The sequence below is a fragment of the Pseudogulbenkiania sp. FW507-F1 genome (assembly GCF_058781125.1).
On the sequence record NZ_JBYSWM010000001.1, the window covers coordinates 256365 to 276566 of the forward strand.

A 20202-nucleotide genomic window follows, 5' to 3' on the forward strand; every position below is an offset into this window, starting at 1 on the left:
AACGGCCAGCTTCGCTGGCCGTTTTGCCGTCCGGGCTACTGGTCGTCGGGCAGTTCCAGCCCGAGCTCGGCCAGCACCTCGCGCGCCGCGCGCACCGCCTCGAGCATGGCCGGGGCGCCGGCGTAGACGGCGGAATGCAGCAGCACCTCGCGCAGCTCCACCAGGCTGGCGCCGTTGTTGAGGGCGCCGCGCACGTGGCCTTTCAGCTCGTGGCTGCGGCCCAACGCGGCCAGCATGGCGCAGGTGACCAGGCTGCGCGTCTTGAGGTCGATGCCCTCGCGCTGCCAGGTGCTGCCCCAGGCGTGTTCGTTGATCCAGTCCTGCACCGGGCGCGAGAAGCCGTCGAGCTTGTCCATCGCCCGCTCGACGAAGGCTTCGCCCATCACCCGGGTGCGCATCGCCCGGCCATTGTCACGGTCTTGTTCGCTCATCGCGAAGTTCTCCTTGTATATAGTGGTGCTCAGCTCTTGGCAAAGCGGGTGGACAGCAGCACGCCGGCCAGGATCGCCGCGATGCCCGCCACGTGGTAGACGCGGATCGCCTCGCCGAGAAACAGCAGCGACAGCAGTGCGCCGAACGCCGGCATCAGGTGAATGAAGGTGCCGGCCCGCGCCGCGCCGACCTGGGCCACGCCGTAGTTGTAGCAGTAGTACGCCGCCACCGAGGGCAAGGTGCCGACGTAAAGGAAGGTGGCCAGGGTGGCGGCATTGAGCGGGGTGGTGCGCCCGCTCGCCAGCTCGGCGGCGAACAGCGGCGCGATGCCGGTGAGCCCGACCGCCACCAGCACGGTGAGGATGCCGATGCGGTCGAGCCCCGCCGGCAGGCCGCGCAGCAGCAGGGTGTAGAGCGCCCAGACGACCATCGCGCAGAACACGATGGCGTCGCCATGGTTGATGTCGAGCTCCAAGAGCCGTGCCGGCTCGCCGTGCGCGACGATCGCCAGCACGCCGAGAAACGACACCGCGATGGCGCCCGCCTGGCGCAGGGTGAGCCGGAGACCGAAGCCCAGCGCGCCGAAGATCACGATCAGGATGGGGATGAAGGAATTCATCAGCACCGCGTTGGTGGCGGTGGTGCTCTGCAAACCGAGGTAAACCAGCGAGTTGAAGCCGCCCACCCCCAACAGACCGAGCAGCAGGATGCGGCGCCAGTGCGGCAGCCACAGCGCACGCTGGTTCCAGGCCGGGCGCAGGCCGAACGGCAGCAGCAGCAACAAGGCGATGCTCCAGCGCACGAAGGACAGGGTCATGGGCGCGACGCTGGCGTGCATGGCGCGCGCCAACACGAAATTGCCGGCCCAGAACAACGGGGCCAACGTCAGCGACAGGTAGGCGAACGAGGGGGAAGAGCGGGTGGTCATCGCATGACCATGCCATGCTCCCCCTGCGGCTGGCAAGCCCCCGTCACCGTCGGCGCTCAGACCTCTGAGCCGCGCTCGAGGAACAGTCCTTCCTGCTCGACCTTGTGCTGCCGCTCCCGGATCGCTTCGGCCAACTTCGCCAGGGGCGGCGGCAGCGTGCCGCCCTCCAGCCGCGCCAGCCGCACCGCGTCCTGCTCGGTCAGGGGCTGCGCGCCGTTGGCCAGCGTCAGCGCCTCGGCCTCCATCTTCCACGGCTGCCAGGCGCAGCCGGCCTGCTCCGCCACGGCGCCGACCTGCAGCGCGATGGCGATGCCGGCCGGGTCGAGGTCGCACGCCACCTGCAGCGGCAGACGCAGCAGCGCCAGCAGGTGGCCCACCGCCGCGCACCAGCGCCGGTGCGGGTAGCCCGGCACCCACACGGTGAGGAAGGGCTGCGCCGCGCGCGTCAGCCCCTCGAACACGCTCAGGTTCTGCACCACGCGCACCCCGCGCACGCTGCCCTGCAGCGCCGTCACCGCCAGCAGCGCCTCCGGCGCCAGCGCCACGCCCTGGCCCAGCAGGTTGGCCGAAGCCAACGGCTCGGCGCCGGCCACCAGCGTCAGCGGCCCGGACAGGAACAGGTGCGGGGTGTGCGCAGAGATGCCGCAGGCTTCCAGCTCGATGCCGTGGCCGGCGAGCCAGTCACGGTCGCCAGCGTTGAACGCCTTGCTGCGGCCGAAGGCGTGCTGCGAGAACTGGCGCTCGCTGCCCCACTGCCCGGCGCTGAGCCAGGCGTCCAGCGCCTGCGCCAGCTTGAGGCGGCGCTCCAGCGTCGAGGTCGGCAGGCGGCTGCCCAGGCTGTCGGCAAGTCCCGCCAGCTCGGCGTTGTGCGGCTGCCAGCCGCGCCACAGCGCCACCGTCTCGGCCTGCTCGCGCGGATCGACCAGCCCGGCCAGGCTGCGCAGCCCGTACATGTCGCGCCAACTCACCCAGAACGGTTGCAGCGGCGACTGGCGCAGGCCGGCTTCGGCGTGCAGCTCGATCTCGCACCAGCCCGCCTCCAGCAGGCGGCGCAGCAGGTCTTCGGCCAACCCCGGGTTGGCTGTGGCGGCCAGCAGCGTGCTCCAGCGCACCCGGCTCGCGCGCGAGCCGAGCCAGGTGCCGATCAGCAGCGCCTCCTCGGCGCCGAGCAGCACCGGGCGCGGCTCGCCGCGCGGCGTCAACAGCAGGTTGTGGCCACGCACGCCGAGCGGGGTGCGGGCGACGTGGTCGGGGTCGATCAGGGCGAGCCAGCGGGACATGGGCGATTCCGGAAACGGAGGGGTGGAAAGGAATAGACCGGGCGGGCGGCGACGGTTTCCGCCGCCCGGCAAAAAAATCGGCCGCCCCGGGCGTGGCCAGCACGCCGGGGCGCGAGCTCAGAACCTGTCACGGCGCCGGTTCCGCGCCCTCCACCCGCCGCCGCGCCTGCAGGATCGGCGGCGCCCAGGTTTCGCCCGGACGCTTCTTGCGCGTCGCCAGGGTCAGCTCGGACGGCGCGAAGATGTTGACGTTGTGGGTGTTGGGCGTGGTGATCAGGTACTGCGCCTCGGTGGCCTTGAGGAAGCCGGCGACGCGGTCGATGTTGAAGATGTCGAGGTGCGCGAACGGCTCGTCGATGAACACGAAGCCGGACGGGTTGGCCTCGTCCATCATCAGCGCGATGAGCAGGATCAGCGACTTCATCACCTGCTGGCCGCCGGACGCCTCGCCGTCGTTCATGCCCATCATGCCCTTCTGGTCGAAGTTGAACTTCAGCACCAGGCCGGCCTGCGCCAGCACCGCGTCGTCGTTGGCGAGCTGCGGCAGCTCGACCTCGACGCCGATGCCGGCCAGTTCGCCGAGCCGACGCACGTTCTGGCCGTAGGCGCGCACCGTGGCGCGCAACTTGCCGATGTAGGCGGCGCGGGCGTCGTCGGTGAGCTCGCGCGAACGGTCGACCTCGGCCTGGCGACGGCGGCGTTCGTGATCGATCTGCGCCAGGTCGTCGACCAGCTTGTCCTTGAGCTGCAGCACGGCGTCGTCGGTCTCCCACTCGCCGTTGCCCAGCCGTTCTTCCAGATAGTTGAGCTGGTGGCGCGCGTCGGCGGCGCCGTCGAACTCGTCTTCCAGCGCGGCGATGTGCTCCGGCGCCAGCGCGCCGTCGGGCAGTCGCGCCGCACCCTCGCGCAGTTCGGCCAACAGGCGGCGCAGCTGGCGGCGCGCGCCGTCCACCTCCTGACGCTGCTGGCGGTAGGCGGCGAGGCTGTCCTGCTCGCGCTGGCACACGCGATCGTGCGCCAGGCGGGCGTCGCCGTAGCGGGTGTCGGCCGCGCTCTTCTCGGCAGCGGCCTCGGCCAGCACGGCGCCGAGGCGGGCGATTTCCGCCTCCAGCGAGGCCTTGCGCGCCTCCAGCGCGGCGAACTCCTCGGCGCGGCCGTCGAGCTGGCGGATCGCGTCCATGCCAGACAGGTAGTCGGCCAGGCCGGCCGCCTCGCGCGTCGCCGCCACCAGTTGCTCCTCGTCGGCGAGGATCTGCACGTTGAGCCGCTTCAGCTCGTCGCGCAGCGCCAAGAGGCGCGACTGGCGCGCCGCCTCGCCGAAGGCGAAGTCGTGCGGGGCGACGCCGATGTGACGCGCGCCACGCCGTTCGCGGAAGTAGCCGTCGCGGGTGATCCAGTCGCCGTCCACCTCCGCCCCGGCACTGGCATCCTCGACGCGCGTCACGCTGTTCATCTGGCGGTAGAGCCAGTCCGGCGCCTTGGCCGAGAAACGCACCACCTCGAGCAGGCTGCCCGGCTTGGCCGCCGGCGAGCTGGCGCGCTCCGGCACGATGAAGTGGCGGTAGCGCTGGCGCTCGCCCAGCTGCCAGGCGGCGCGGCGGTCGGCAGGGTCGTCCAGCAGCACCACGTGGCGGTAGGGCCTGAGCAGCGCCTCGACCGCGCCCTGCCAGCGCGCATCGGTGACCTCGACCAGTTCGGACAACATGGCGTGGCCGATACCGGCCTCGTCGAGCGCGGCGCGGAAGTGGCGCACCTCGTCCGGGGCACGGCCGCGTCCCAGCTCGAGCGCCTCGAGCTGCTGCGATTTGTCCTCACGCTGCTGCTTGAGCGCGCGCAGGCCGTCCTTCAGCGTGTCGGCACGGTCGCGCAGGCCGGCCAGTTGCGCCGCCAGCGCCGCCGCGTCGGCACCATATTCCTTGCCGGCCAGCGCCTGCAGGCGGTCGCGCTCCTTGAGCTGGCCGGCCACGCCGGCATGCTCGGACTTGGCCGTCATGAAGGCGTCCTGCGCCGCCTGGCGGGCGCTTTCCGCGGCGCCGCGCGCGGCGTCGGCGGCGACCTCGGCGGCCTTGAGCCGCGCCACCAGTTCCAGCGTGTCGGCGTGCTCGCCGCGCGCCCGGTTCAGCGCGTGGTAGCCGTTGCGGTAACCGCGCCACAAGCCGGCGAACGACGCCCTGCCGTCGAGGTAGCCCAGCACCGGCAGCGCCTCGTCGCGCAGGCGGGCGATGCTGTGCTGCAGCTGGCGCCACTCCAGGTGGCGGTTGGCGCGCGTCTTCATGGTTTCGACGCGCCCTTCCAGCAGCTCTTCCTGGCGCGTCAGCGCCTCCAGCTCCAGCTCGGTGGCGCGCTGTTCCTCGCGCGCGCGCTGGTAGTTGTCGAGCACGTCCTTGTCGCCGAAGACCTGAAAGACGAGGTCGAGCAACTGGCGCGGGCTGTACTCGGTGAGCTTGTCGGTATCGCCCTGCTCCAGCGCCAGCACTTCGGCCACCGCCGGGGTCAGCCCGGCCGCTTCGAGGCGGCGGCGGTATTCCTGCACCCCGAGCCACTGCGCCTGGCCTTCGGCCAACTCCAACGCCACGTCGCCGTCGAGGATGGCGTAGTGGCGCACCCAGTCGCCGCCCTGCTTCTTGATGCGGCACAGCAGCGTCACGGTGTCGCTGACGATGGGGAAGAACGGCGTCGGGTAGAGCCCGCCGGAGGGGCGGCGCGGGTTGTCGACCACCCCGCGCAGGTAGGCGAAGGCCTCGCGGTTGTTGCGCACGTAGCGCTTGTAGTCGCGCTTGCCGGAGCATTTGATCGCCAGCAGCGTGCGCATCGCGTCGAGCAAGGTGGTCTTGCCCGAGCCGTTGGGGCCGATGATGGTGACGATCTGGGCGTCGAGCGGCACCGTCAGCCGCTGCCAGAAGTCCCAGTGCACCATTTCCACCGCTTTCATCTGGAACATCAGCGCGTCTCCTCTTGCTCGAACAACGGGCCGTCACCGGCCGCGGCGGGGTCTTCGGCCAACGTGTCGGCCTCAAGGTTGGCCGAAGTAGCGGATTCCAGCGCCTTGTCGGCCAGCGCCGCGCGCCCCTCGCGCTGGCGCAGCACCTCGGCTAGCGCGCCGTCGATGATGCGCGGCGCGAGCTGGGCGTAGTCGATCATCAGGTCCAAGAGCGGCCCCTCGTCCAGCCACTTGTTACGGCGCACCACGAAACCCAGGTTGACCAGGCGGCCGAGGTTGGCGTTGAAGCGGGTGCGGCCGCCCAGCGCCTTGCCGAAATCGGCGTAGAGCGCCTCCTCCGACACCCCGGTCGACACGGCCTCGCCGGTTTCCAGCGGCTTGTGCGTGCCGAACATGTCGTGCTGGCTCTCGCGCCCGGCCTCGACGCGGGCGATCTGGCGCTCGCGCTTGGGCAGCACGATCAGCGCCCACAGGATCACCAGCAGGGCCACGCCATCGCGCGGCAGGCCGAGATTGTTGTTGAGCCAGGCCTCGCCCGAGCCGAACACCGGCTCGGTCATCTCCGGCAGCAGCGCCACCGCGACGTGTTCGGCGTAGGGGTTTTCCACCAGGCGCAGACCGACGTCGGCGAGACGGCGGTCCAGCTCGCTGCGGAAGTTCTCGTCGAGCAGGGCGCGGCGCGCCAGCGCATCGGTACGCGGCAGCACACGCTGCGCCAACAGGCGCGCGGTGAGGGTCTTGAGTTCCAGTTCCATGGCTCAGTTCGGGGTGTGGGGCCGCAGCCGCGCGTCGGACAGCGCGGCCACTTCCGGGTGATCGGGTTCGATGACGGCATCGCCGCCGGCCAGCTGCAGCGGCAGCTTGGCCAGCGCGGCGACGATGCCGGCGTCGCCGCGGCTTTCCGGGTCGCCGAGCAGCGACAGCAGCGACAGACGGTAGGCGGTCTCGTTGTAGCTGTCGGCCAGCACCGCGCGCGCGATCGGCAGCTCGGCCGCCCCGCTCTCGCCCAGTTCCAGCCCCAGCTGCAGCAGCTCGTCGTACATCGCCTCGGCGGCGAACAGGCGTTCCACCTCCGGCGCGTCGGCCAGCGGCGCGGCCTCGGCGCCCGGCAGCACCGCCACACCGGCCTTGGCGCGCTCGCGCGCCAGCAGCTCGAACTCGGCCACGTCGGCCAGCTCCGGGGTGGCGAGGAAGGCCGGCTCCGGGCAGATCGACAGGCAACCGGCCAACTGCGTCGCCAGCTGGCCGACCTGCCGGCGGCGCAGCCAGTCGGCGATATCGGTCGAGGTCAGGCCGGAGTTGCCCAGGTGCACGCGCTGCGCTGCCAACTGCGCCAGCCGCCGCTCGAAGGTGCCGGCCAGCGCCAGCATACGGCTTTGCGCCAACGCGATGGCCTGCGCCTGGTTCAGCGTGGCCAGGTCCAGCGTGTCGTCGGCGGTGAGGCGGCGCACCACCTCGGTCGATTTGGCCACCCAGCGCCACACCGCGTCGAGGCGATGCTGCGCGGCGCGGATGCGGAACTCCGACTGCGACTCCAGCGCCGCCTCGAACTCGGCGTACAGCTCGTTGAGCCGCGCCAGGAGGTGGCGTAGCGCCTCGTCCGACACCTGCCCCACCGCCTGCCCGGCGGCGACCTGGCTGGTCAGATAGCCCAGTTCCACGTCGTCGCCGGCGAAGTCGATCATGGTGGCCAGCGCCGCCAGCGCCACGCGCGCGCCCTCGGAGAGCTGGTAGCGGCCGCCGTCGGACTCCCACACCAAGAGCTCGCCCTCGCGCAGGCGCTTCAGAATGGTGTCGAGCTTGGTCGGATTGAGGTAGGCGAAGCGCTGGGCAATCTCGGCCGGGGTCCACAGCGGCGCATCGGCGCGGTTGCCCAGCTCGCGCAGCACCAGGAGACGCAGCAGCACTTCTTCGTCGCCGCCGCGAAACAGCGTGATGAAGACGGAAAGATAGGGCCAGGCGGCGGTCAGGCGATTGACCGAGGACAGGCCGTCCGGATCGATGCCGGGCTGGAAGAAATCGGAAAGCGAGTGCACGGACAATCCGGTCATGACAAAAACCGGATTGTCCGAGCGGAGGGATTACTCGTCAACGCCCGCGGTGCGGGTGATCACGTTCTGGCGCGCCGCCTTGGCCGCGGCCTTGGCTTCGGCTTCGCGCTGTTCGGCCAGCTCGGCGGCGGCGCGCTCGGCCTGCCGCACGCGCTCGATGTATTCCATCATGGCGTAGGTCACCGCCTGCGTACCCTCGCCGGTCAGCGCCGACACGGTGAACACGCGCGGCGCCCCCATGTCGAACTCGAACTCGTCGTTGGGCTGCTGTTTCGGCCAACCGAAGGCCTCGAGGAAGGCGGCGATGCGCTCCTCGCGCTCGTCCTCCGCCAGCATGTCGACCTTGTTCAGCACCAGCCAGCGCGGCTTGTTGTACAGCTCCTCGTCGTACTTCTTCAGTTCCTCGACGATGGCATGCGCTTCGCGCACCGGGTCGACCTCGGGGTCGAACGGGGCGATATCCACCACGTGCAGCAACAGGCCGGTGCGGGAGAGGTGCTTGAGGAAGCGGTGGCCGAGGCCGGCGCCTTCCGCCGCCCCTTCGATCAGGCCGGGAATGTCGGCGATGACGAAGCTGCGCGTATCCTTCATGCGCACCACGCCCAGGTTGGGGTGCAGCGTGGTGAACGGATAGTCCGCCACCTTGGGCTTGGCGGCGGACACCGCGCGGATGAAGGTCGACTTGCCGGCGTTGGGCATGCCCAACAGGCCGACGTCGGCCAGCACCTTCAGCTCGAGGCGCAGGTTGCGGCGCTCACCCTCCTCGCCCGGCGTGCACTGGCGCGGGGCGCGGTTGGTCGACGACTTGAAGTGGATGTTGCCCAAACCGCCCTTGCCGCCGCGCGCCAGCATCACGCGCTCGCCGTGACGCGCCAGGTCGGCCACCACCTCGTCGGTATCGGAGTCGATGATCACCGTGCCCACCGGCATTTTCAGCTCGATGTCGTCGCCGCCCTTGCCGTAGCAATCGGCGCCGTGCCCCTTCTCGCCGTGCTGCGCCAGGTATTTCTTGACGAAGCGGTACTCCACCAGGGTGTTGACGTTCTCGTCGGCCACCGCGTACACGCTGCCGCCCTTGCCGCCGTCGCCGCCATCCGGCCCGCCGAACGGCACGAACTTCTCGCGGCGGAAGCTGGCCGCGCCATTGCCGCCCTTGCCGGCGATCACTTCAATACGGGCTTCATCGATAAACTTCATGGGTCCTCCAGATAAGTCCAGTGAGGAGTCAGGCGTCAACGGCCGCGGCCAGCCGCTCACGCCTCACGCCTCGTGAAAAAACAAAAAAGCCCTATCGCCAGGATAGGGCTTTTAACCGGTAGCTGACGATTACTCGCCGTCTACACCGGTGTACGGAACCACGTTCACGGTCTTGCGGCTCAGAGCACCCTTGGTGGTGAACTCTACATAGCCATCGACCTTGGCGAACAGGGTGTGGTCCTTGCCCATGCCGACGTTTTCGCCAGCGTGGAACTTGGTGCCGCGCTGACGCACGATGATGGAACCGGCCGGAATCAGTTCGCTGCCGTAAACCTTAACGCCCAGGCGTTTGGCTTCGGAGTCACGACCGTTGCGGGAGCTACCGCCTGCTTTCTTGTGTGCCATGACTGTTTACTCCTTACTTGGAAATCTCGTCGATGCGGATTTCGGTGTAGTTCTGACGGTGACCCTGGTGTTTCTGGTAGTGCTTACGACGACGCATCTTGAAGATGCGGATCTTCTCGCCACGGCCATGAGCGACCACGGTCGCCTTCACGGTCGCGCCAGCAACACGCGGAGTGCCCACAACAACCTGTTCACCGTCAGCAATCATCAGCACTTCTTCAAGTACGATTTGGCTGTCGACGTCTGCAGGTATCTGTTCTACTTTAAGTTTTTCGCCGACGGCAACTTTGTACTGCTTGCCACCAGTTTTTACGACCGCATACATTCGCTTAGCTCCTGAATAGGGAATCCAAATTCCTGCACCAGGCACGCCCGACACAGGAAGCCGGGAATCATACTTAAGTCACTGAAACATGTCAATTTTTTTACCCGCACTACACCATGCGAGTGGTGCATGGCGGGAACAGGGGCTTTTCTGGTAACATCGGCCGGGATTTTCGGCCAACGAGCCTGTCCCAGTTGTAGGCGAGCGAGCCAAAGCAGGTTGAGTGCCGCCAGAGCACAGGAAGCGGAATGTACAGACCGTGCATGAGCATTCCGGGCACTGCCGGCGCTCACGATGCAAAGGCGCAGCCGCCTAATCGAATGGGCTCCAAGTACAACATAAACAACCGGTTTACCATCGTGTCCACCACCCCGCTCTTCCGCTCCCTGCTCGCCGACGACATGCAAACGGTCGACCGCGTCATCCGTGCCCGCCTGCACTCCGACGTCGTCCTGATCCGCCAGGTGGCGGAATACATCATCTCCGCCGGCGGCAAGCGCCTGCGCCCGGTGCTCACCCTGCTTGCCGGCAAGGCGCTGGACTATCGCGGCGAGCACCTGCACGAACTGGCGGCGATGATCGAATTCATCCACACCGCCACGCTGCTGCACGACGACGTGGTGGACGAATCCGAGCTGCGCCGCGGCCGCGAAACCGCCAACGCGCTGTTCGGCAACGCCGCCAGCGTGCTGGTCGGCGACTTCCTCTACACCCGCGCCTTCCAGATGATGGTCACCACGCGCAACATGGCCATCCTGGAAGTGATGGCCGAAGCCACCAACATCATCGCCGAAGGCGAGGTGCTGCAGCTCCTCAACATCGGCAACACCGACGTCACCGAGGCACAGTACCTGCAGGTGATCCAGTACAAGACCGCCAAGCTGTTCGAGGCCGCAAGCCGCGTCGGCGCGCTAATCGCCGCCGCCTCGCCGGAGCAGGAGAAGGCGCTGGCCGACTACGGCATGCACCTGGGCACCGCGTTCCAGATCATCGACGACGTGCTCGACTACTCCGGCGACGCCGAGACCATCGGCAAGAGCCTGGGCGACGACCTGGCCGAAGGCAAGCCGACGCTGCCCCTGATCCACACCATGCGCCACGGCAGCCCGGAAGCCGCCACCACCGTGCGCGACGCCATCGAGAATGCCCGTGGCGACCGTTTCCACGAGGTACTGGCTGCGGTACAATCCTGCGGCGCGCTGGACTACGCCAAGAGCGAAGCGGTACGCGCCGCCGAGCAGGCGGTCGCCGCCATCACCGGCCTGCCGGACAGCCCCAGCAAGCAGGCGCTGGTCGAACTGGCCCGGCTCTCGGTCGAACGCAACAGCTGACCCCGTTTTCAGGCCGTCCCTGTAGTTAAATGGATATAACAGCCCCCTCCTAAGGGGCAGTTCCAGGTTCGATTCCTGGTGGGGGCGCCAAACCAACTTCCTAAGCAGTCCGAAAGATACCTCAAAACCCGCACAGCACAAGGCTCTGCGGGTTTTTTCATGTCCGAACCGTTCCGACCGATACCAACAGAAGCCGTCATTTTGCGGCAAACGTTTTCGCCAGCTGACGTGTCTACGCGCCCCCCCCCCCCACTCAAGCCTCGGGCAAGCCGACCAACGACAGGCGTAATGCCCCCCGAGCTCGCTTGATACCTGCGGATAAACCCCTGTGAGATCAATCGATGGCCAGGCGGGCATGCCGCCACAAAAATGACAAAAACTGAAAAACGGCCAAAATATCATGTCGAATGGGCAATTTATCGAATAGCCATCAAAACGGTGAACGTTTCGAAACCGCTTCGTAATGAATGATGTAGCATCACTGGCTTTACCATTCTGGACCGCCACAATGCGACGCCTCTTCGCTTGCATTCTGATTGCCGCCGTTTCCGCGCCGTCCCTGGCCCAGGCGCTGTCAGAGAAGGAAGCCTCTGATCTGCTCACCGTCACGGACTACTTGAATGGCGAATGCCGCAACGGCATTGGCGACGATCAGAAAACGCTGAAGGCCTGCAATATGCGCGACGTGATGTTTACCCACGTCAAGAACAATGGATGGTGCTATGGCGCCCCCACCGCGCCGACCGCAAAAGGCAAGTGGCAGCCCTGCAAGGCCGCCGCAAAAAAGATCAGCCAAGCCAAGGCACCGTCACGCCAGGTTAAACCGCCATCGCGTCAGGCCAAGACGCCCCGTTTAGCCCGCCGTGCAACGCCCCGCCACGCCACGTACAAGCACGCATAACGGCGCCCCCGCGGACAAAAAGCGGGGCAGCACCACGCGTTTGTTGGTATATTTGCCGGTAAATTTTGAACGGCGCGCACCAAGATCCTTGTCTGCCGTGGCTTGCAGGCCACAGTCCGGTTTCTGGTGGGCGCCATTTCATTTCCTGCGTCCGCGCCCGGCCCTTGCGCCGCCGCGGCTTTACCGCCTGACATCATGTACGCCGATATCGACCGCACCAGCACCTGGTTCAAGTACAAGGATTCGTTGTGCAGCGACTGCATGGCCAGCTGCTGCACCATGCCGGTCGAAGTCCGACTGCCCGACCTGATCCGCATCGGCGTGGTGGACGAGTTCGAAACCGGCGAACCGCCCAAGAACATCGCCAAGCGCCTGATGAAGCAGGGCGTGATCGAGCACTTCAACTTCAAGCGCGAACTGTTCACCCTGGCGCGCCGCGCCAACGGCGACTGCCACTACCTCGACAAGCACACCCGGCGCTGCACCATCTACGCCCAGCGGCCGGACACCTGCCGCAACCATCCGCGCATCGGGCCGCGCCCGGGCTACTGCGCCTACCGCAAGAAAACCACCCCATGAGCACGCCGCAACCCAACAACCCGCTACACGGCATCACGCTGGAAAGCATGCTGACCGAACTGGTGGCCCACTACGGCTGGGCGCGGCTGGGCGAGCTGATTGAGATTCGCTGCTTCAACCACGACCCCAGCCTCAAGTCCAGCCTGACCTTTTTGCGTCGCACTCCCTGGGCACGCAGCCAGGTCGAGGCGCTGTACCTGCAGCTCAAGCGCGCTCCCGCCGCTCCGTCGGGCGGCAAGGCCGGCTTCATCAAACCACGCCGCGGCTGAACACCCCGCCAGCCCGTCCCACAACTCGCGCAAAGAAAACGGCCCGCTCAGCTGCTGCCGACCGGGCCGTCACCTTCATCCTATCGCTGCCAAGGTTGGCCGAAGCCTCGACCCACCCCGGCCGACACTCAGAACAGCAGCTCCTTGACGTTCTCCACCGCGTCACGCGCCGGCGGCGTCTGGCCATCACCCTGAGGCTCGGCGCCGCCATTGCTGGCATCGCTGGCCGCGCTGCCGCCCGGCACGGTACCGGAGTTATCCAGCCTCAACTCCGGATTGGTGTGCTGGAACTCCTCGTAGTAGTACTCGTCGCCGCCACGCAAGCCGCCTCCCGGACGCACCACCACCCCCGGCGGCGGCGGCAGATCGATCTCGGGCGACCCCTTCAAGGCGTTGGCCATGTAGTTGATCCAGATCGGCAGTGCCGCGGTACCGCCGTAACCGTAACGGCCCAGGCTGCGCGGCTGGTCGTAACCCACCCACACCACGGCAGCCAGATTCGGATTGAAGCCGGCAAACCAGGCATCACGGAAATCGCTGGTGGTACCGGTCTTGCCCGCCAGATCCTGGCGTCCCAGCGTCATGGCCCGGTTGGCGGTCCCGAAGCGCACCACATCCTTCATCATGCTAGTCATGATGAAGGCGTTACGCGGATCGATCGCCTGCGGTGCATTCTGACCCGCCACCGTCGGCACGGTCTTGGCCAACACGCGGCCGTTCACATCCTCGATACGGTCGATAAAGTAGGAACGGGTACGATAACCGCCGTTGGCGAAGGTGGAATAGCCCTCCGCCATCTGCAGCGGCGTGGCCGAACCGGCCCCCAGCGCCATGGTCAGGTAAGCCGGGTGCTGCTTGGCGGCAAAGCCAAAGCGCTGGATGTACTGCTGGGCGTAGTCGGTGCCAATGGCCATCAGCACACGGATCGACACCAGGTTCTTCGACAGCGCCAGCGCACGGCGCATCGGGATCATGCCGGCGAACTTGCCGTCGTCGTTCTTCGGCTCCCAGCGCTGCCCGCCCAGCGCCTGCGGATCGATCGTCAGCGGCGCATCGTTGATCAGCGTCGACGGCGTGAAACCCCGCTCGATGCCGGCCGAATAGATGAACGGCTTGAAGGTCGAACCGGGCTGACGCCAGGCCTGGGTCACGTGGTTGAAGCTGCTGCGGTTGAAGTCGAAGCCCCCGACCAGCGACTTGATCGCGCCGGTGCGGGTATCCATCGACACGAAGGCGCCCTCCACTTCCGGCATCTGGCCGATGCTCCAGTCCCCCTTGCTCTCGGCCCGCACGCGCACGATGGCGCCCGGCCGCAGCTGCTGCGCCGGGGTCAGCTTGCTGCTCAGTGCACGGCGCGCAAAATCCAGGCCGCGCCCGCTCACCGACACCTCCTGCCCGCCACGCAGATACACCTTCACCGCGCGGTTCGACGCTTCGAGCACCACGCCCGGCTGCAAGTCGCCGCTATCGTGAATCTCCGCGAGCGCCTCGTCCAGCGCCTCAATCCGGTCATCACCCTCCAGCCCGGACAGGTCGACGAACCCCTCCGGCCCGCGGTAGCTGTGGCGGCGGTCGTAATCCATCAGGCCGGCACGCAGTGCGTCGTACGCCCACTGCTGATGCTTGCTGTCGATGGTGGTGAAGACCCTGAAGCCCTGGGTGTAGGCCTGGTCGCGGTAACGGTCATACATGGCCTGGCGTACCATTTCCGCCACATATTGAGCCGGCATGCTGGCTTCCGCCCCCTGCCCCGCCACGTGCAGTTTCTCCGCCAGCGCGTTGTCGTACTGTTCCTGGCTGATGAAGTTCAATTCGTGCATGCGGCGCAGCACATACTGCTGGCGCAGACGGGCCCGCGCCGGGTTCACGATCGGGTTGTACGCCGACGGCGCCTTGGGCAGACCGGCGAGCATGGCCATTTCCGCCACACTCAAGTCTTTGATTGATTTGCCATAATAGGCCTGCGCCGCCGCGGCAAAGCCGTAAGCACGTTGCCCCAGGTAGATTTGGTTGAAATACAACTCGAGAATCTGGTCCTTGGAGAGCGCGTGCTCGATCTTGAAAGCCAGCAGCGCCTCGTTAAACTTGCGGCTAAAAGTCTTTTCACTGGAAAGGAAGAAATTTTTTGCCACCTGCATGGTGATGGTACTGGCACCAGAGCGTGCATGGCCTGATACGATATTGCCGACAGCGGCACGCATCACGCCGACATAATCGATACCGCTATGCTGATAGAATCGATCGTCCTCGGCGGCCAGCACGGCCTCCTTCATCAGCACCGGGACCTCCTGGATGCGCATGAATGAACGTCGTTCTTCGCCGAATTCGCCGATTAACTGGCCATCCGCGGCAAAGACGCGCAGCGGCATCTTCGGCCGGTAATCGGTAAGGACGTCAAGACTGGGAAGACGCGGATACGTTATGATGATTGCGATTGCCAGGCCACCTGCAGCAAGGATGGCACCACCAATAAGCAAGCCGGCAAAAATCGCAAAAATTCGTTTAAGCATGATCAGAATGGGCTTTCGCTGGAAAGCGGATTATAACGTCTTGTAAGTCAGGACAAGACACAACATTAGATTGCGATACCGTCCCGACGGATCGCCACTTAAAAATACTTGGGGCCCTCACCGATGCTATCCGACAAACTTGGATTCGGCGCCAACTGGTTGAGCCTGGTTGGATTAGGGAAATCCGGCAATGTTCCGCTGCTAGGACTGGATATCAGCAGCAGCGCCATCAAGCTGGTAGAACTTTCCCGCTCCGGCAACAGCCTGCAAATCGAGCGTTACGTCATCGAGCCCCTGCCCAAGGAAGCGATCACCGAGGGAAACATCAACAATATCGAAGGCGTGGCAGAGACCATCCGCCGCGCCTGGCAGCGCCTCGGCAGTTCGGCCCGCAACGTCGCCGTCGCCATACCCACCACCATGGCGATCTACAAGAAGATCCTGGTGCCGGCGAACCAGGCCGACGACCTCGAAGCACTGGCCGAAACCGAAGCCAACCAGATCATTCCCTTCCCGCTGGAAGAGGTCAACCTCGACTACCAGATTCTCGGCCCCTCGCCTGCCAGCGTCGACGACCTGGAAGTCCTGCTGTGCGCCGCCCGCAAGGAGAAGGTGGAAGAACGGGTGGCCGCGGCGGAAATGGCCGGACTCAAGGTCAAGATCGTCGACGTCGAGTCCTTCGCCATGATGACCGCGTTCGAGCAGATTCAGTTGCACTTGCCCGAACAAGGCCACAACCAGACCTTCGCCCTGTTCGATATCGGCAGCAGCAAGCTGCACTGCAGCGTGCTGCGCAACGGCCAGCAGATCTACTTCCGCGAACAGGCCTTTGGCGGCCAGCAGCTGACGCGCGACATCCAGCGCCGCTACGGTATCTCGTTCGACGAAGCCGAATCCGGCAAGCGCGCCATGACCCTGCCCGACGGCTACGAATCCGAACTGCTGCACCCCTTCGTCGACTCGCTGGCGCAGGAAATCCAGCGTGCCCTGCAGTTCTTCTACACCACGGTCAGCGTCTCGCAATACCTGCGGGTCGACTACATCCTGCTGGCCGGCGGCTGCAGCATGTTGAGCGGGCTTGACGACACGGTGGCCGCACGCACCCAGATCAGCACCATGATCGCCAACCCCTTTACCACCATGGTGCAGTCCTCCTCCATCCGCCTGAAGGAGCTGCTGCTCGATGCCCCTTCGCTGCTGGTTGCCTGCGGCCTGGCCATGAGGAGGTTCGACTGATGATACGCATCAACCTGTTACCGCACCGCGAGCAGAGCAAGGAAGCGCACCGCCACCGCTTCCAGCTCCTCCTGGCCGCCGCCATCCTCATCGCCGGTGTGGTGGTAGCCTCGAGCTATCTAGTGCTGAACAGCCGGATCGGCCACCAACAGCATCGCAACCAGTACTTGCAGGATGCCATTGCCCAACTGGACGGCCAGATCAAGAAGATCGAGGGACTCAAGAAGGAACGCGACGAGCTGCTCGCCAGGAAACAACTGGTCGAACAATTGCAGCAGGGTCGCAACGAGGCCACCCACATCTTTGACCAGCTGGTACGCCAGACCCCTGACGGAGTCTACCTCAGGGACTTCAGACAAACCGGCCGCAGCTTCGACCTGTCGGGCTACGCCCTGTCCGGCGCACGCGTCTCCAACTACATGCGCACCCTGGCGCAATCCACCACGTTCGACGCCCCGGTCCTGGTCGAGGTCAAGGCCGCCATCGTCAACAACCAGCGTGTCAGCGAGTTCACCTTGCGACTGGGCATGAAAGGACAAGAAGCCGCCGCACCCGCCCCAGGCAAGAAAGGAGCACGGCCATGACGCTCGACGAATTGCGCAACCTCGACCCCAAGGACATGCCGAACTGGCCGCTGCCGGCCCAGCTCGGGGCTCTGGCCGGCCTGATCGGGCTGATCGTTTTCCTCGGCTATTACCTGGTCCTGGGAGATCAGCTTGACACCCTGAACAGCGCCCAGCACCAGGAAGAACAACTCAAGCAGACCTATCTCGACAAAAAACGCCAGGCCATCAACCTCGCCGCGCTGGAACAGCAGCTGGCCGAGATCCAACGCTCGTTCGGCGCCCTGCTCAAGCAGCTCCCCAGCAAGTCCGAAATGGAATCCCTGCTGACCGAAATCAACCAGGCCGGGATCGGCCGCGGCCTGCAGTTCGAGCTGTTCCGCCCCGGCGGAGAAATCAAGTCCGCCGAAATGGCCGAGCTGCCCATCAGCATACGTCTGACCGGCAATTACAAGGAGCTGGCCTCCTTCGTCAGCGACGTCGGCCAGCTCTCGCGGATCGTCACGCTGAGCGATATCAAGCTGGCCCCCCAAGACGCCAAGGGACCGACCAGCACCCCGCGGTTGAGCATGGAGGCCACGGCCAAAACCTACCGCTCGCTGGAACCGGAAGAACGCCTCGCCGCCATCAACAAGAAAGAGGCCAAGAAATGAACAAACCTGGCTTCTTGTCTCTGCTGCTCCTCCTCGCCGGCTGTGGCAGCAACAGCACCGATGACCTCGACCGCTGGATGAACGAAGCCGGCAAGGGCCTGGCCGGTCAGATCGACCCCATCCCGATGGCACAACCCTATCAGCCCTTCGTGTACCAGGCCTTCGACCTGCGCGACCCGTTCGACCCGCAAAAATTGCTGGCCGCCAAGCGCCAGAACAGTGCCAACGCGCCGGACTTCGATCGTCCGCGCGAGACGCTGGAAAACTACGACCTGGACAAACTGAAAATGGTCGGCATCCTGAAGCGCGGCGGAGTGACCTACGGTCTGATCCGCACACCGGAGAACACGGTCTACCGGGTTCAGCCTGGCAACTTCGTGGGGCCCAATTTCGGGCAGATCAAACACATCTCCGAAGCCGGAATCGAGTTGGCCGAAACAGTTGAAGACCTGAACGGCGAATGGGTACAGCGCACAACGACCATGTACCTCGTAGAACAAGGGCAGAAATAATGAACACGCATGCCATCAAACTGCTATCCGGACTGGGTCTTGCCCTCTCCTTCAGCCTGGCCCATGCCGGCGTTGCCATTACGGGGATCAACATCAGCAAAACCGACGGCAACGAACAGGTTCTTCAGCTGACTTTCGACGGTCCGGCCCCCAAGCCCAACAGTTTCGCCATCTCCAATCCCCCCAGGATCGCGCTCGACTTTGCCGATACCGATATCAAGCTACCCAACAGCTTCACCGAACTGGGCAACCCCCTGGTTCCCTCTGCCGTTGCCATCGCCAGCAATGGCCGCGCTCGTATCGTATTGAATCTGGCCAAGAACGCCTCTTATTCCACCAAAGTCAGCAACAACACGCTGCTGATCAGCCTGAACAGCAACCTGCAGGCAGAGCAGCGGACCGCCGTCCCGCTCGACACCACCCCCGCGAGCCCGACACCAACGGCAAGTACCGCCTACCGCACACCGCTCGCTCTCGACTTCCGGCGGGGCCATAACGGCGAGGGCCGGGTAGAGATCAACCTGCCATCGAACGATGTCCCGGTGGACATCAAACGCCAGGGCAAGAATATCGTGGTGGATATCCAGGGCAGCAACTTGTCTGCCGGCCAGGACCGCAAGCTCGACGTCACCGACTTTGGCACTCCGGTCAGCAAGATCGACGCCATGAACCAGGGCAGGAGCAGCCACATCGTCATCCAGCCACAAGGCGACTGGGACTATTCCTCGTACCAGACCGACCGCAAACTGGTGGTCGAGGTGAAGAAACTGACCCAGGATCAAAAAGCACAGAACGAGTTGGACAAGCCGGTCTACAAGGGCGACAAGCTCTCGCTCAATTTCCAGGATATCGAAGTCCGTACCGTGCTGCAGGTCATCGCCGAATTCACCGGGCTCAACATCGTCACCAGCGACTCGGTCAACGGCAAGATCACACTGCGCCTGAAAGACGTGCCATGGGATCAGGCGCTCGACCTGATCCTCGACAGCAAGGGCCTGGACAAGCGGCGTAGCGGCAACATCATCCGTATCGCCCCGCGCGAAGAGCTGCTGGCCCGGGACAAGCAGGTTTACGAGGCCAAGAACCAGCTCACCACGCTGGAACCGCTGCGTTCGGAAACCTTCGTGCTGCGTTACCGCAGCGCCGAGGATTTCAAGAAAATCCTGGAAGAAGACAGCAAGGGAGGCACCGGTAGCGGCAGCGGACGACGCAGCACCCTGCTCTCTGATCGTGGCAGCGCCCTGATCGACCCCAAAACCAACACCCTGATCATCAACGATACGACAACGGTTATCGACAAGATTCGCGACCTGATCACAAAAACCGACACCCCGGTCAAACAGGTCGTGATCGAGGCACGCATCGTCGAAGCCACCGACAACTTCAGCCGCGAACTGGGCGTCAAGCTGTCGTACGACCGAATCGGCCGTCTGAGTCTGGGCGGCAATATCGCCGGAGCCGGCAACGGCAGCCTCACCGACACCTTGGTGAATCTGCCGACCAACAGTGCGGCTACGGGGACCATCGGCGCCGTCTACAAGGCCGGTGCCAGCAACCTGATCGGCCTGGAGTTGCAGGCATTGCAAACCGAAAGCCAGGGCAAGATCGTCGCCAGCCCGCGGGTGCTGACTTCCGACCGTACCGAGGCCACTATCGAGCAGGGGCAGGAGATCCCTTATCAGGAAGCCACCTCCAGCGGCGCCACCTCCACCTCATTCAAAAAGGCGGTACTGAGCCTGAAGGTGAAGCCCCAGATTACCCCTGACAGCACCATCTTGATGGACATCCAGATCAACAACGACACCGCCGACTTCGCCAACCTGTCGAATGGGGTTCCCTCGCTCAAGACCAAAAAGGTCAATACCCAGGTGCTGGTCGAGAACGGGGGTACCGTGGTTATCGGTGGCATCTACACCCAGGACGAAAATGAAGGCCTCAGCAAGGTACCCCTGCTTGGTGACATTCCCCTGCTGGGCGCCCTGTTCCGGAGCAGGACGAAGAAAGACAACCGCACGGAGCTGCTGGTTTTCCTGACGCCACGTGTCGTCAGCGATTTCGACATAAACAGCCGCTAGGACAGCGCAGACGA

Annotated in this window: 19 protein-coding genes and 1 tRNA gene; 10 read left to right on the forward strand and 10 right to left on the reverse strand. The window is 65.3% G+C overall.

The features are described from left to right. Positions 1-35 precede the first annotated feature (35 nt). The 9 genes from AC3WG5_RS01220 to rplU all read right to left on the reverse strand — a co-directional run bounded on the left by AC3WG5_RS01220 (position 36) and on the right by rplU (position 9559). Positions 36-431: a carboxymuconolactone decarboxylase family protein gene (locus tag AC3WG5_RS01220; protein WP_014088493.1), complete on the reverse strand. Its 396-nt coding sequence runs from the start codon at positions 429-431 to the stop codon at positions 36-38. 29 nt (positions 432-460) lie between these two features. Continuing rightward, positions 461-1360: a DMT family transporter gene (locus AC3WG5_RS01225; protein ID WP_492567497.1), complete on the reverse strand. Its 900-nt coding sequence runs from the start codon at positions 1358-1360 to the stop codon at positions 461-463. A 56-nt stretch (positions 1361-1416) separates the two neighbouring features. Continuing rightward, entirely contained in the window at positions 1417-2640 is a 1224-nt protein-coding gene (locus AC3WG5_RS01230) for a DUF2399 domain-containing protein (protein ID WP_492567498.1), read from the reverse strand. Between the two features lie 127 nt (positions 2641-2767). Then, positions 2768-5581 carry an ATP-binding protein gene (locus AC3WG5_RS01235; RefSeq protein ID WP_492567499.1) on the reverse strand — a complete coding sequence of 938 codons (2814 nt, stop codon included), beginning with the start codon at positions 5579-5581 and terminating at the stop codon, positions 2768-2770. Beyond that, entirely contained in the window at positions 5581-6336 is a 756-nt protein-coding gene (locus tag AC3WG5_RS01240; RefSeq protein ID WP_492567500.1) for a hypothetical protein, read from the reverse strand. The genes AC3WG5_RS01235 and AC3WG5_RS01240 overlap by 1 nt, the downstream gene beginning before the upstream one ends. Positions 6337-6339: 3 nt before the next feature. Further along, entirely contained in the window at positions 6340-7632 is a 1293-nt protein-coding gene (locus tag AC3WG5_RS01245) for a hypothetical protein (RefSeq protein WP_492567501.1), read from the reverse strand. A gap of 30 nt (positions 7633-7662) precedes the next feature. Next, positions 7663-8829 carry a GTPase ObgE gene (gene obgE / locus AC3WG5_RS01250; RefSeq protein ID WP_014088499.1) on the reverse strand — a complete coding sequence of 389 codons (1167 nt, stop codon included), beginning with the start codon at positions 8827-8829 and terminating at the stop codon, positions 7663-7665. Positions 8830-8958: 129 nt separating this feature from the next. Next, positions 8959-9234: a 50S ribosomal protein L27 gene (gene rpmA / locus AC3WG5_RS01255; RefSeq protein WP_008952322.1), complete on the reverse strand. Its 276-nt coding sequence runs from the start codon at positions 9232-9234 to the stop codon at positions 8959-8961. A gap of 13 nt (positions 9235-9247) precedes the next feature. Further along, positions 9248-9559 (reverse strand): 50S ribosomal protein L21, encoded by a 312-nt coding sequence (rplU, locus tag AC3WG5_RS01260; RefSeq protein WP_008952321.1) that lies wholly within the window; start codon positions 9557-9559, stop codon positions 9248-9250. Between the two features lie 356 nt (positions 9560-9915). Between rplU and ispB the strand changes: the two genes are divergently transcribed. The 5 genes from ispB (at position 9916) to AC3WG5_RS01285 (ending at position 12639) form a co-directional block, all read left to right on the forward strand. Then, positions 9916-10890, forward strand: coding sequence for an octaprenyl diphosphate synthase (gene ispB, locus AC3WG5_RS01265; protein ID WP_492567533.1), 975 nt, complete (start codon positions 9916-9918; stop codon positions 10888-10890). Positions 10891-10905: 15 nt separating this feature from the next. Then, positions 10906-10980: transfer RNA gene (locus tag AC3WG5_RS01270), tRNA-Arg, on the forward strand. A gap of 418 nt (positions 10981-11398) precedes the next feature. After that, positions 11399-11791: a hypothetical protein gene (locus AC3WG5_RS01275; protein WP_492567502.1), complete on the forward strand. Its 393-nt coding sequence runs from the start codon at positions 11399-11401 to the stop codon at positions 11789-11791. A 195-nt stretch (positions 11792-11986) separates the two neighbouring features. Then, positions 11987-12370 (forward strand): YkgJ family cysteine cluster protein, encoded by a 384-nt coding sequence (locus AC3WG5_RS01280; RefSeq protein ID WP_492567503.1) that lies wholly within the window; start codon positions 11987-11989, stop codon positions 12368-12370. Beyond that, the gene (locus tag AC3WG5_RS01285) at positions 12367-12639 is read left to right on the forward strand and encodes a VF530 family protein (RefSeq protein WP_482583997.1); all 273 of its coding nucleotides are present in this window, start codon (positions 12367-12369) and stop codon (positions 12637-12639) included. The genes AC3WG5_RS01280 and AC3WG5_RS01285 overlap by 4 nt, the downstream gene beginning before the upstream one ends. A gap of 128 nt (positions 12640-12767) precedes the next feature. Here AC3WG5_RS01285 and AC3WG5_RS01290 read toward each other — a convergent pair whose 3' ends face one another. After that, positions 12768-15149, reverse strand: coding sequence for a penicillin-binding protein 1A (locus tag AC3WG5_RS01290; protein WP_492567504.1), 2382 nt, complete (start codon positions 15147-15149; stop codon positions 12768-12770). Between the two features lie 123 nt (positions 15150-15272). Between AC3WG5_RS01290 and AC3WG5_RS01295 the strand changes: the two genes are divergently transcribed. The 5 genes from AC3WG5_RS01295 to AC3WG5_RS01315 are packed head-to-tail and all read left to right on the forward strand — an operon-like array spanning position 15273 to position 20188. Continuing rightward, complete coding sequence (locus AC3WG5_RS01295; RefSeq protein ID WP_492567505.1) at positions 15273-16385, forward strand: pilus assembly protein PilM; 1113 nt, start codon at positions 15273-15275, stop codon at positions 16383-16385. After that, a complete protein-coding gene (locus AC3WG5_RS01300) occupies positions 16385-16969 on the forward strand; it encodes a PilN domain-containing protein (RefSeq protein WP_482583994.1) in 585 nt (194 codons plus the stop codon). The genes AC3WG5_RS01295 and AC3WG5_RS01300 overlap by 1 nt, the downstream gene beginning before the upstream one ends. Next, complete coding sequence (locus tag AC3WG5_RS01305) at positions 16966-17601, forward strand: type IV pilus inner membrane component PilO (protein WP_482583993.1); 636 nt, start codon at positions 16966-16968, stop codon at positions 17599-17601. The genes AC3WG5_RS01300 and AC3WG5_RS01305 overlap by 4 nt, the downstream gene beginning before the upstream one ends. Next, positions 17598-18113: a pilus assembly protein PilP gene (locus AC3WG5_RS01310; RefSeq protein WP_492567506.1), complete on the forward strand. Its 516-nt coding sequence runs from the start codon at positions 17598-17600 to the stop codon at positions 18111-18113. The genes AC3WG5_RS01305 and AC3WG5_RS01310 overlap by 4 nt, the downstream gene beginning before the upstream one ends. Next, complete coding sequence (locus AC3WG5_RS01315; protein ID WP_492567507.1) at positions 18113-20188, forward strand: type IV pilus secretin PilQ; 2076 nt, start codon at positions 18113-18115, stop codon at positions 20186-20188. The genes AC3WG5_RS01310 and AC3WG5_RS01315 overlap by 1 nt, the downstream gene beginning before the upstream one ends. The last annotated feature ends 14 nt before the right edge of the window (positions 20189-20202 follow it).